Consider the following 12,206-nt stretch of genomic DNA (forward strand, 5'->3'; position numbering starts at 1 on the left):
ACAGTAATGTGTTGTCGAGTTGACTGGTACTAATAGGCCGAGGACTTGTCTACGAAGATGTTGCGCATCCACTCTACGGTTCTGAAACACCACGCCGGTGACGGTGTGTGTTGTTTCGGAGTGTTTCGGTGGTTTTAGCGTCAGGGAAACGCCCGGTCCCATTCCGAACCCGGAAGCTAAGCCTGACAGCGCCGATGGTACTGCAACCGAAGGGTTGTGGGAGAGTAGGACACCGCCGAACTTACCTTACGTACGGCCCGTTAGGATAGCCAGTTGGCTGCCCTAGCGGGCCGTACGTGTATGTCCGGAACAAGATTTTTTTCATGGCAGGAGGCCAGGTGTCCGAGTTCGGTCGACGAGACTCAGCGGATGATGGGTCCGGCCGGTCGGCACGCCGGGACGAAGGCTCCCGGGGCCGATCGGACGAACCCCGGGGGAACCAGCGCGGTGGCGCGAAGCAGGACCGCGGCGGCCGCGACAGCGGTCACCAGGGCCGGCCTCGCCGTGACGACCGCGGGGTCCGCGGCGGCGGCAAGCCGTTCCGCGGCAGCGACGGTCCCCGCGACCAGCGCGGAGGATACGCAGGTCAGGGCCGTGGTACGAGCGACCGCGACGACCGTCGCGGCAGCTTCCGCGACGGTGGCCGCGACTCCGGCGGCCGGCCGGGCGGCAGCAGCCGGTATTCGGGCGGCCCGAGCCGTTCCGGCGGTGGCCGGTACGAGGACCGCGACAGCAACCGCTCCGGCGGGCGCTCCGAGAACTCGAGCCGAGGTCAGGACGACCGCGGCGGCCGCCCCCAGGGCAAGTCCTCGTACGGCGATCGCAAGCCGCGCTGGGAGGACCGCAGCAGCCGCCCCGGCTCGGACTCGCGCGGCGGCGGCTACCAGCGCCGCGACGACGACCGTAGCCGTGGCAGTTCGGACTCCCGCGGCAGCTACCAGCGCCGGGACGACGACCGCGGCCGTAGTAGTTCGGATTCGCGCGGTGGTTACCAGCGCCGCGACGACGACCGCGGGCGCGGCAGTTCGGACTCGCGTGGCAGTTACCAGCGGCGCGACGACGATCGCGGCCGTAGTAGCTCGGACTCGCGTGGCAGTTACCAGCGGCGCGACGACGATCGCGGCCGTAGTAGCTCGGACTCGCGCGGTAGCTACCAGCGCCGCGACGACGACCGGAGCCGTGGCAGCTCCGACTCCCGCGGCAGCTACCAGCGCCGCGACGACGACCGCGGCAGCCGGACTGGTGGCTTCAAGCGCGAGGACCGCGGCGGCTACCAGCGGCGCGACGACGATCGCGGTGCGCGCACCGGCGGTTTCAAGCGGGATGATCGCAGTGGTTCCGACCGTCGCGACGATCGCGGTGGCCAGACCGGCGGGTTCAAGCGCGAAGACCGTGGCAGCTACCAGCGTCGCGATGACCGCGGTGGTTCCGACCGTCGCGATGACCGCGGTGGCCAGACCGGCGGCTTCAAACGTGAAGACCGCGGCAGTTACCAGCGGCGCGACGACGACCGCGGCCCCCGCACCGGCGGCTTCAAGCGGGACGACAGCCGGCGCGACGACACCCGGCGTGACCGGCCCCGTCGCGACCCGCAGCCGCGCGTCGGGGGTCCTCTCGACGACGAGGCCCTCGCCAGGGAGCTCCTCGAAGCCCCGGAACTCCCCGAGGACATCGAGTTCTCCGACCTCGACGAGGAGGCCCGCCGCGAGCTGCGGACCCTGCCCAAGGGCCTGGCCGAGACCGTCGGGAAGCACCTCGTCGCCGCCGGGGGCCTGATCGACTCCGATCCGGAAGCCGCGCTCGAGCACGCCAAGTACGCCAAGGCCAAGGCCTCGCGCGTGCCGATCGTGCGGGAAGCGCTCGGCCTCGTCGCCTACCACGCCGGCAACTGGTCGGAAGCCCTCTCCGAACTGCGGGCCGTCCGGCGGATGACGCGTAGCGACGACCACATCGCCATCATCGCCGATGCCGAGCGTGCGCTGGGCCGGCCCGAGCGCGCCCTCGACCTCGCGAAGGAAGCCGACACCACGAAGCTGGCGAAGGCCGTCCAGGTCGAGCTCGCCATCGTCGCGGCCGGCGCGCGGCGGGACTTGGGGCAGCTCGACGCCGCCGTCGTCTCGCTGCAGGGTGACGACCTCAAGGCCGAGAAGCGCGACCCGTGGAGCGCTCGCCTCTTCTACGCCTACGCCGACAACCTCGTGGCCGCCGGCCGCAAGGACGAGGCCGTCCAGTGGTTCCTCAACTCCGCCGAGGCCGACGCCGAGGACGAGACCGACGCCGCGGAACGCGCGGCGGAACTGGCGAACGAGAAGAAGGACACCGAAGACTCGGATGAGTGACGCCCTGCTCGCGGCCTACGACGCGGTCCTGTTCGACCTCGACGGCACCGTCTACCACGGCACCCGGGTGATCCCGGGCGCCCCGGAGACGGTGCGGGCCGCGCGTGAGCACGGCACACCGGTCCGGTTCGTCACGAACAACGCGTCCAAGGCCCCGGCCGAGGTCGTCGACCACCTCACCGGCCTCGGCATGCCCGCCGACGCCGGTGAGGTGCACACCAGCGCCCAAGCGGGCGTGCAGCTGCTGAAGGAACGGCTCGAGCCCGGCGCCGAGGTCCTGGTCGTCGGCACCGAGTCCCTCGCCGCCGAAGTCACCGGAGCCGGCCTCGAAGCCGTCCGCGAGAACGCCCCGAGCGTCCAAGCCGTCGTCCAGGGCCACTCGCCCGACAACACCTGGGCCGCGCTGGCCGAAGCCTGCCTGGCCATCCGCGCCGGCGCGCTCTGGGTGGCCTGCAACGTCGACGCCACCCTGCCCACCGAGCGCGGGCTGCTGCCCGGCAACGGCGCGATGGTCGCCGCGCTGCGCACCGCCACCGACGTCGAGCCGCTCGTCGCCGGGAAGCCGGAGCCGCTGCTGTTCGAGACCGCCGCGCGGTCGGCGGGCGCGGAGCGGCCCCTGGTCGTCGGCGACCGGCTGGACACCGACATCGCCGGCGCGGTCGCCGCGGGCATGGACTCGCTGGTCGTCCTCTCCGGCGTCGCGACGCCGGAGCAGCTGATCGAGGCCGTCCCGGCCCAGCGCGCCACGTACCTCGCGAAGGACCTCACCGCGCTCACCGAGTCGGCCGACGACCTGAAGATCGGCCCTCGCCCGGGCTGGACCGTGACCGTCGAGCACGGCACCCTCACGGCGAAGGGCGACGGCGACGCCCTGGACCTGCTCCGCGCGCTGTGCCACGTGGCCTGGGAGACCGGCGTCACCGAACTCGGCGAGGACGCGAAGGCCCGGCTGCGCTGACTGCTACCGTCGTAACGTGCAGGATCATCCCTACCCCGTCCCGGGCCCGCCGCCCGGTTCGTTCTCGCAGCAGACCGACCCGCGCGCCGGCATCGACGAAGCCGTCGCCGGGCTGGACGACCTCGACGCGCTGCCGCTCGCGGAGCACGTCGAGCGGTTCGACGCCGTGCACACCGAGCTGACGGTCGCCCTCTCCAGCATCGACAAGGTCTGACCGCGGTGCCCAAGCGGGCGCGCCTCGACGCGGAGCTGGTCCGGCGCGGCCTCGCCCGGTCGCGCGAGCAGGCCTCGGCCCTGATCACCGGCGGCAAGGTCACCGTGCGCGGCATGGTGGCCAGCAAGCCCGCCACCGGTGTGGAGTCCGACGCGCCCATCGTCGTCAGGGACGAGGACGACCCCGGCTGGGCCTCCCGCGGCGCGCACAAGCTGCTCGGCGCCCTGGAAGCGTTCAGGGACCTCAGCGTCGAGGGCAAGCGCTGCCTCGACGCCGGCGCGTCCACCGGCGGCTTCACCGACGTCCTGCTCCGCAACGGCGCCGCGACCGTGATCGCCGCCGACGTGGGCCGCGGCCTGCTCGACTGGCGGATCCGCACCGACGACCGGGTAGTGGTCATGGACCGCACCAACGTTCGCAACCTCTCTCCCGAAGACCTCGGCGGCCAGGTCGACGTCGTCGTCGGGGATCTCTCGTTCATTTCGCTGAAGCTCGTGCTGCCTGCGCTCGCCGCCTGCGCGCGCGAAGGCGGCGACCTCGTGCCGATGGTGAAACCGCAGTTCGAAGTGGGCAAAGACCGGCTCGGCAGCGGTGGCGTCGTCCGCGACCCCGAACTGCGCGCCGAATCGGTGCTCGCGGTCATCGACGAGGCCGCGAAGCTCGGGCTCGCGCTGCGCGGCGTCACCGCGAGCCCGCTGCCCGGGCCGTCCGGGAACGTCGAGTACTTCGTGTGGCTGAAGAAAGAACACGTGGCCGAGTCCACTGTGGACGCGGTAGACAGGTCTGAGGCCGAGCGGCTCGTCCGAACCGCCGTCGAGGAAGGGCCCGCATGACCACCGAACGTGAAGTGCTCCTCATGGTGCACCCCGATCGCGAAGCGACGGGCGAGGCCGCGCGCGAGGTTTCGGCGCGCTTCGCCAAGGCCGGCATCCGGATCCGGGTGATCGAGCAAGACGTCTGCGCGCTGATCAACCCCGACGAGCACGGCGTCGGGGCGACGTGCACCGTCGTGGACCCGGACGACAACCCCGCCGAAGGGGTCGAGCTCGTCTTCGTCCTCGGCGGCGACGGCACGCTGCTGCGCGCGGCCGAGCTGGCCCGCCCGGCCGGCGTGCCGGTGCTCGGCGTCAACCTCGGCCGCGTCGGCTTCCTCGCCGAGGCCGACTCGGACGCGCTGGCCGACACCGTGCAGCGCGTGGTCGACGGCGACTACCAGGTCGAACCGCGGATGACCATCGACGTCACGGTCACCCACGACGGCGAAGAGCTCGCCCGCGAGTGGGCGCTCAACGAGGCCAGCGTCGAGAAGAGCACCCGCGAGCGGGTCCTGGACGCGCTGATCGAGGTCGACGGCCGCCCGGTGTCCGCGTTCGGCTGCGACGGTGTGCTGTGCGCCACACCGACCGGTTCGACGGCGTACGCGTTCTCGGCGGGCGGCCCGATCATCTGGCCGGACGTCCAGGCGCTGCTGGTCGTGCCGAGCAACGCGCACGCGATGTTCGCACGGCCCCTCGTCGTCTCGCGGAACTCGGTGATCACCGTCGGGATCGACCCCGACGGCTCGCCCGCCGTCCTGACCTGCGACGGCGGCCGGCTCATCGAGCTGCCGCCGGGGGCCCGCGTGCGGGTGACGTGCGGCAAGACCCCGGTGCGGCTGGTCCGCCTGTGGGACGGCCCGTTCACCGATCGGCTCGTGCAGAAGTTTTCGCTGCCGGTGAAGAGCTGGCGGGAGCGCCACGCGCGCCCCTGCGAGTGACCACTCGGCGATTCATTCGAACATATCGGCGACTCGCCGGGTGCCCGCGCGCGCAGAGTGTCGGTGGGGGCCGCTACCGTAGGCGGCGTGCTGGCCGAGATGCGCATCCAGGGCCTCGGAGTCATCGAGGACGCCCTGCTGGAACTGCACGCGGGCTTCACCGTCGTCACCGGTGAAACGGGTGCGGGGAAGACCATGGTCGTCACCGGGCTGCACCTGCTGTCCGGGGGCCGAGCCGAGGTGTCCAAAGTCCGGACGGGGATGCTCAAGGCGTTCGTGGAAGGGCGGTTCACCTATTCCGGTGTCGAAGGCGCCGAACGGATCGTCACCGAGTCGGGTGCCGACGTCGACGAGGACGGCAGCGTCATCGCGCTGCGGGCCGTCGCGGTCGACGGGCGCTCACGCGCCCACCTGGGTGGCCGGTCGGTGCCGGTCGGCGTGCTCGCGGAGCTGTCCGAACAGCTGATCGCGGTGCACGGGCAGAACGACCAGCTGCGGCTGCTGCGCCCGAGCGAACAGCGTGACGTGATCGACCGGTTCGCCGGCGACGCGGTGGCGAAGCCGCTGACCGCGTACCGCGAGGTCCGGTCCGAGTGGCTGGCGGTGATCGCGGAGCTGACCGAGCGGTCGACGCGGTCGCGGGAGATGGCCCAGCAGGCCGACCTGCTCAAGCACGGGCTGACCGAGATCGACGCCGTCGCGCCGGAGCCGGGCGAGGACGTCGAGCTCACCGCGCAGATCAAGCGGCTCGCGGCGGCCGACGAGCTGCGCGCGGCCGCGACCGAGGCGCACCTGGCGTTGTCGGGCTCGCCGGACGGCGACCCGGACGCCCCGAGCGCGATGGGCATGGTTTCCGAGGCGCTGCGGCGGCTTGCGACGTCCGAAGACGCGGTGCTGCGCGAGCTGGCGCCGCGGCTGGAGGAGGCGTCGACGCTGCTGACCGACGTCGGGTCGGAGCTGGGCAGCTACGTCGAGACGCTGGACGCCGACCCGGCGCTGCTGGAGAAGGTCCTCGCCCGCCAGGCCGACCTGAAGCGGCTGACCCGCAAGTACGCGGCGGACGTCGACGGCGTGCTCGCCTGGGCCGACGACGCCCGGCGCCGGCTCGAGTCGATGGACACGTCGGAGGAGGCGCTCGCCGAGCTCGCGCTGCGGCGCGACCAGCTCGCGGTGCAGCTGGCCTCGCACGCGGTCGAGGTGTCGGCGGCGCGCGTCGAGGCCGCGGCCGCGCTGGCGGAGGAGATCACGCGCGAGCTGTCCGGGCTGGCGATGGGCCAGGCGGCGATCGAAGTGACGGTCGAGCAGCGCCCGGCCGAGCACGGCGACACGCACGCGCTGCCCCTCGACGGCCGCGCGGTGCACGCGGGGCCGGACGGCGTCGACGACGTCGAGCTGCTGCTGCGCGCCCACGACGGTGCGCCGCCGCTGCCGGTCCACAAGGCCGCCTCGGGCGGTGAGCTGTCGCGGGTGATGCTGGCGATCGAGGTGGTGCTCGCGCACGCGGACACGGTCCAGACGCTGGTGTTCGACGAGGTCGACGCCGGGGTCGGCGGCCGCGCGGCGGTCGAGATCGGCCGGCGGCTGGCCCGGTTGGCCCGGACGCACCAGGTTCTGGTGGTGACGCACCTGCCGCAGGTGGCGGCGTTCGCGGACCAGCACCTGGTGGTGGACAAGGGCCACAGCGGCGGGGTGACGCGCAGTGGCGTGAAGAACCTGAGCCAGACCGAGCGGGTCAACGAGCTGGCCCGGATGCTCGCCGGCATGGACGACACCGAGACGGGCCGCGCGCACGCGGAGGAGCTGCTGGCGACGGCGGAGAAGGCCAAAGCCGAGCCGGCACCGAAGCCCAAGCGGGGCAAGAAGAAGTAGGCGGCTCTTCGGGCGGAGGGCCGGGGCCCCGGGACTGGGGCGCCGCCGGGGTTGGGGCCGGGCCAGGGCCGGGCTGGGCCGCCGGGGCTGGGATGTCGCCGGGGGGTGGGGCCGCCCCGGGGGCCGAACTGGGCCGCTGGGTTGGGGCGCCACCGGGGGATGGGGCTGCGCCGGGGGCTTAGCGGCGCTCGAGGTCGGCGTTGATCGCGCCGAACACCTGCGCCAGCGTTCGCGCCTGCTCACGGCTCACGTGGTCCGCGAAGTGCCGCTGTACCCCGCGCACGTGGGTCGGCCAGGCCCGTTCCAAGGCCGCCAAACCCTCGTCGGTCAGCACCACCAGCGTCGACCTGCGGTTGGCCGGGTCCACCTCGCGCCGCGCGTAGCCGTCGCGCTCCAAGCCGTCCACCACGCGCGTCAAGCCGCTCGGGCTGTGCACCAGCGCCTCCGCCAGCTCCTTCATGTGCAGCCGGCGGTCCGGGGCCTCCGACAGCTGGACCAGCGCGTCGTACGTCCGGTGCGGCATCCCGTGCTCGGCTCGCAGCTCCGCGTCCAGCACCCTCAGCAGCAGCGCCGATGAGCGCAGGAACCCCCGCCAGGCCGCGTCGTGTTCGTGGGACAAGCTCACGCCGGGAATACTACTCGCGCGGACTGTTGTTGTGCGGACTGTTCGCATGCGAAGAAAGGACCCAGGATGCGCGCGGTGGTACTCCGGGAACCCGGTCCCGTCGAAAACCTCGAACTCAAAGAACTTCCGCTGCCCGAGGTGAAACCCGGCTGGGTGCGGATCGCCGTCAAGGCGTTCGGGCTCAACCGGTCCGAACTGCACACCCGCCTCGGCCTGGCCGACGGCGTCACCTTCCCGCGGGTGCCCGGGATCGAGGCCGTCGGGGTCGTCGACGCCGGTGGTCGTTTCGCACCCGGGCAGCAGGTCGCCACCATGATGGGCGGGATGGGCCGCACCTTCGACGGTGGCTACGCCGAATACACCCTCGTGCCGGAGAGCCAGGTCATCCCGTTCCGGAGCGACCTGCCGTGGGAGGTCCTCGGCCAGGTCCCCGAAACGCTGCAGACCGCGTACGGCTCGCTCACCACCGGGCTCGACCTCAAGGACGGCCAGACGCTCCTGATCCGCGGTGGTACGTCCGCGCTCGGGTTCGCCACCGCTGCCCTGGCGAAGGACCTCGGCGCCACCGTCTTCGCGACCACACGCCAACAAGAGCGGCTTCAGACCCTGCGCGACCACGGTGTCGACCACCCGCTCCTCGACGACGGCGACATCGCCACCCAGGTCCGGAAGATCGCGCCCGAGGGGGTCGACGCCGCCCTCGAACTCGTCGGGACGCCGACCCTGCCGGACACCCTGAACGCCACCCGCGTGCACGGCACCGTCTGCTTCGCCGGCATGTTGTCCAACCAATGGACGATCTCGAACTTCTATCCGATCGGATACCTTCCCGCCGGGGTGCGGTTGACCGCTTATGGTGGTGAGGCGGACGACCTGCCCGCCTCCGTCCTTCAGCGCCACCTCGACCGGATCGCCGCCGGCGAAACGAGCCTCGGCCCGGCGAAGGTGTACGCGATGACGGAGATCCGGCAGGCGCACGACGACTTGGAGCACAACCGGACGGCGGGCAAGCTCGTCGTGCTGACCGGCCGAGCGGAGGGAGCCGCCCCGTGATCCTGCCGCCGCCCGCCGACGTCGAAGCCCAGCTGGCCGCCGCCCGCCGCGACGGCGACCTGGACCGCTACCTCGGCCTGCTCGCCGGGGAAGAGCTCTTCGTCCCGATCCGGCGGGTGGACGCCCACAGCATCCTCGACGAGCGGGCGGAGACGTTCCCCAACGTCTACTTCGAGACCGGCGGCGACGAGTTCCTGCAGGTCTTCACCCGCGGCGCGCTGCCCGACCTCGGTCCGGACGTCGTCGCCATGAGCGGCGCGCTGGACTGGGCGGTCGACGGCGTCGGCCGGCACGAGCGGGTCGTGTTCAACCGCGGCACCCGGGGCGAGTGGCGGCTGGCCGGCGCGACCCTGCAGCCGTGGCTCGACGCGCACCACGACGACGTCGTCCCGCTGGAGGAGCAGGTCGAACGGCTGATCACCGCGCCGTACGGGCACCTCGAAGGACCGATCGCGCACGCGCTGGCGTGCGGTGCGCACCTGGCCGTGCTCAACGCGGCGCCGTGGAACGTCCTCGACGCGCGCCGCCACGACTACGTCGCCGAGGTGCGGGGCCTGCGGGACTGGTGGGGCGTGCCGGACCCGCCGGCCTGGCGCGCGACGATGGCCGACCTGATCGGCGACGGCTACGCGCTGACGCCGGGCAACCTCGTGCTCATGCTGCGCCTGCGGTTCGCCGCCGAGTACGGGCTGACCAGCGGCGAGTTCGACCCGCTGACGTGGGCGGACCTGGTCGACCGGTGGTGCGCGGAGAACGACGCGGCCGAGCAGGCCGAGGAGCTGCGGCACACCGTCCGCCGGGTGTCGCGCTGCGAACAGCGCTTCCGGGCCGACGGCCTGGTCGACGCGGACGGCTTCGTCACGACGGCGCTTTCGTGGGACGTCGGCCGCGCGGTCAACATCGCGCGGTGGGGGCTCGCGGCCGGTTATTGCGACGCGCTGACCGCCGAGCTGATGGTGCTCGAAGCGGGTTCGCTGGCGCGCCGCTACCACCAGTCATGGGCCGACCTGTCGGCCGGGTACCTGATGGGCCGCGTCCTGCACGCCGAGGAGGACGAGTTCGGCGAGTGGTACCCGGCGGCCGTGCGGGTCCACCACCAGCTCCTTCAGGACCCGGGCAGCCCCTGGGTGAACCTCGATTTCGGGTCGCTCTCGGAGGAGTCCGACGCCTGACCCGTGCGGGGGAGGTCACCACAACGAGTCACCTGGGCTACGGCGTGGCGAGCATCGTCCCACGAGCAAATTTGTCACCATCGGCCACATGAAGCTCACCGGCTTGCTCACGCGGAACCAAGAACCCCTCCCGGGGATCACCGGCGTCGCCCGCGTGGACCGCCGGACCCGGGAGCTGCTGCGCCGGATCAGTCCCGGCGACATCGTCGTGCTCGACCAGCTGGACCTCGACCGCCAGACGGCCGACGCCCTGGTCGAGGCGGAGGTGGCCGGCGTGGTCAACGCGTCGCCGTCGATCTCCGGCCGGTTCCCGAACCTGGGGCCGGAAATCCTCATCGCCGCCGGCGTCCCGCTGGTCGACTCGGTCGGCGGCGAGCTGCTGCGCACGATCAAGGACGGCACCAAGCTGCGGCTGCACGAAGGCCTCGTGTACGTCGGCGAGCGCCAGGTCGCCTCCGGGATCGAGCAGACCGCCGACAGCGTCGCGGACCAGATGATCGAGGCCAAGGCCGGGATGTCGACGCAGCTGGAGGCGTTCTCGGCCAACACCATCGAGTTCCTCCGCCGCGAGCGCACGCTGATCCTCGACGGCGTCGGCGTGCCGGAGCTGAAGGTCGCCCTTCGCGACCGGCACGTGCTGGTCGTCGCGGGCGGCAACGGGCACGCCGAAGACCTCAAGAAGCTCAAGAAGTACGTCGCCGAGCACCGCCCGGTGCTGATCGGTGTCGACGCCGGCGCCGACACCCTGCGCGTGCAGGGGTACCGCCCGGACGTCATCGTCGGCGACCCCACCGGCATCGGCACCGCCACCCTGCGCGGGGGCGCCGAGGTCGTGGTGCCCGCCCAGCCGGACGGGCACGCCCCCGGTGTCGAGCGGATCCAGGACCTCGGCATCGGCGCGGTGACGTTCCCCGCGTCGGGCAACGCCGAGGACCTCGCGCTGCTGCTGGCCGACGCGCACGGCGCGAGCCTGGTCGTCACGGTCGGCTTCCAGGCGACGCTGCGCGAGTTCCTCGACCACGGCCGGTCCGGCTCGAACCCGTCGACGTTCCTGACCCGGCTGAAGCTCGGCACGAAGCTCGTCGACGGGAAGGCGGTGGCGACGCTGCACCGCAGCCGGGTGTCGATCGGCGCGGTCGTGCTGCTCGTGCTCGCCGCGGTCGTGGTGGTCGCCGCGGCCCTGCTGGTGTCCGACGTCGGCTCGGTCTACCTGGACTGGCTCCGGCACACCTGGAATTCGCTCGCCGCCTGGGTCAAGGGATTGTTCACGTGATTTCGCTGCGCTACCACGTCGTTTCCATCGCCGCCTGCTTCCTCGCGCTGGCTGTCGGGGTCGTGCTCGGCTCGACGGCGCTGAACGGCACGCTGCTGTCGGGGCTCGCGGGGGAGAAGAAGGACCTCGGCAGCCAGGTCTCCGACCTCGAGGCGCAGCGCAACGCGCTCAACGCCCGGCTGGCCGACGCCGACGCGTTCGCCGGCTCGATGGGGCCGAAGGTCGTCGCGGGCGCGCTGGACAAGCGGTCGGTGGTGCTCGTGACCACCGAGGACGCGCGCCCGGCCGACCGGGACGCGCTCAAGCAGCTGGTCGGCCAGGCCGGCGCGTCGGTGACCGGCGAAGTGCAGCTGACGTCCGCGTTCGCCGACCCGGGGAAGGCCGACCAGCTGCGCGACGTCGTCACGCGGCTGCAGCCCGCCGGCTCGAAGTTCCCGACCGCGGGCGACTCCGGCACGCTCGCCGGCGCACTGCTCGGTTCGGTACTGCTGCTGGACAAGACCACCGCGAAGCCGCAGTCCTCGGGTGAGGAGCTGGCGGCCGCGATCGGCGGTCTCACCGACGGCGGGTTCGTCAAGGCGGGCGGGGACGTCAAGCCCGCGCAGCTGGCGCTCGTGCTGACCGGGGCGCAGGCGACCGGCGACGGCGCGGGTGACCGCGCGGCGACGATCGCCCGGTTCGCCACGCAGCTCGACCGCTCCGGCGCCGGCACGGTGCTCGCGGGCGACGCCGGTTCGGCCGAAGGCACCGGCGCGCTGGGCGTGGTCCGCGCGGACACGTCGGCGACGTCGATCCTGTCCACTGTGGACAACGTGGACAGCTCGGCCGGCCGGGTGAGCACGATCCTGGCGCTGAAGGAACAGCTCGACGGGGGCGCTGGACGCTACGGCATCGCCGGTAACGCCCAGGCCCCCGCGCCCGGGGTCAGCCACCCCGACGGGAACTGA

Annotated in this window: 11 protein-coding genes and 1 rRNA gene; 11 read left to right on the forward strand and 1 reads right to left on the reverse strand. The window is 72.4% G+C overall.

All coding sequences use genetic code 11. The features are described 5' to 3' along the window. The first annotated feature begins 124 nt into the window (after positions 1 to 124). The 7 genes from rrf to recN all read left to right on the forward strand — a co-directional run bounded on the left by rrf (position 125) and on the right by recN (position 7,136). Positions 125 to 241: ribosomal RNA gene (rrf, locus tag ACZ7OH_RS35195) — 5S ribosomal RNA — on the forward strand. A 97-nt stretch (positions 242 to 338) separates the two neighbouring features. Continuing rightward, positions 339 to 2,339, forward strand: a complete 2,001-nt coding sequence (locus ACZ7OH_RS35200) for a tetratricopeptide repeat protein (protein ID WP_470284798.1) — start codon at positions 339 to 341, stop codon at positions 2,337 to 2,339. Next, complete coding sequence (locus tag ACZ7OH_RS35205) at positions 2,332 to 3,297, forward strand: HAD-IIA family hydrolase (RefSeq protein ID WP_470284799.1); 966 nt, start codon at positions 2,332 to 2,334, stop codon at positions 3,295 to 3,297. Before ACZ7OH_RS35200 ends, ACZ7OH_RS35205 begins: the two co-directional genes overlap by 8 nt. 16 nt (positions 3,298 to 3,313) lie before the next feature. After that, a complete protein-coding gene (locus tag ACZ7OH_RS35210; RefSeq protein ID WP_043774930.1) occupies positions 3,314 to 3,511 on the forward strand; it encodes a hypothetical protein in 198 nt (65 codons plus the stop codon). A gap of 5 nt (positions 3,512 to 3,516) precedes the next feature. After that, the gene (locus ACZ7OH_RS35215) at positions 3,517 to 4,344 is read left to right on the forward strand and encodes a TlyA family RNA methyltransferase (protein WP_470284800.1); all 828 of its coding nucleotides are present in this window, start codon (positions 3,517 to 3,519) and stop codon (positions 4,342 to 4,344) included. After that, on the forward strand, positions 4,341 to 5,267 hold the full coding sequence (locus tag ACZ7OH_RS35220; RefSeq protein WP_470284801.1) for an NAD kinase: 927 nt from the start codon (positions 4,341 to 4,343) through the stop codon (positions 5,265 to 5,267). Before ACZ7OH_RS35215 ends, ACZ7OH_RS35220 begins: the two co-directional genes overlap by 4 nt. Before the next feature lie 87 nt (positions 5,268 to 5,354). Continuing rightward, positions 5,355 to 7,136 carry a DNA repair protein RecN gene (recN, locus tag ACZ7OH_RS35225; RefSeq protein WP_470284802.1) on the forward strand — a complete coding sequence of 594 codons (1,782 nt, stop codon included), beginning with the start codon at positions 5,355 to 5,357 and terminating at the stop codon, positions 7,134 to 7,136. Between the two features lie 178 nt (positions 7,137 to 7,314). Here recN and ACZ7OH_RS35230 read toward each other — a convergent pair whose 3' ends face one another. Then, entirely contained in the window at positions 7,315 to 7,761 is a 447-nt protein-coding gene (locus ACZ7OH_RS35230; RefSeq protein ID WP_470284803.1) for a MarR family winged helix-turn-helix transcriptional regulator, read from the reverse strand. A gap of 66 nt (positions 7,762 to 7,827) precedes the next feature. Here ACZ7OH_RS35230 and ACZ7OH_RS35235 point away from each other — a divergent pair, with 66 nt between their 5' ends. The 4 genes from ACZ7OH_RS35235 to ACZ7OH_RS35250 all read left to right on the forward strand — a co-directional run bounded on the left by ACZ7OH_RS35235 (position 7,828) and on the right by ACZ7OH_RS35250 (position 12,206). Continuing rightward, a complete protein-coding gene (locus ACZ7OH_RS35235) occupies positions 7,828 to 8,814 on the forward strand; it encodes a zinc-binding alcohol dehydrogenase family protein (protein WP_470284804.1) in 987 nt (328 codons plus the stop codon). Further along, positions 8,811 to 9,986 (forward strand): DUF1266 domain-containing protein, encoded by a 1,176-nt coding sequence (locus ACZ7OH_RS35240; RefSeq protein ID WP_470284805.1) that lies wholly within the window; start codon positions 8,811 to 8,813, stop codon positions 9,984 to 9,986. Before ACZ7OH_RS35235 ends, ACZ7OH_RS35240 begins: the two co-directional genes overlap by 4 nt. Positions 9,987 to 10,074: 88 nt before the next feature. Next, positions 10,075 to 11,259: a putative cytokinetic ring protein SteA gene (gene steA, locus ACZ7OH_RS35245; RefSeq protein WP_470284806.1), complete on the forward strand. Its 1,185-nt coding sequence runs from the start codon at positions 10,075 to 10,077 to the stop codon at positions 11,257 to 11,259. Next, positions 11,256 to 12,206: a copper transporter gene (locus tag ACZ7OH_RS35250; protein WP_470284807.1), complete on the forward strand. Its 951-nt coding sequence runs from the start codon at positions 11,256 to 11,258 to the stop codon at positions 12,204 to 12,206. The genes steA and ACZ7OH_RS35250 overlap by 4 nt, the downstream gene beginning before the upstream one ends.

Source organism: Amycolatopsis sp. NPDC114478, from assembly GCF_055633805.1.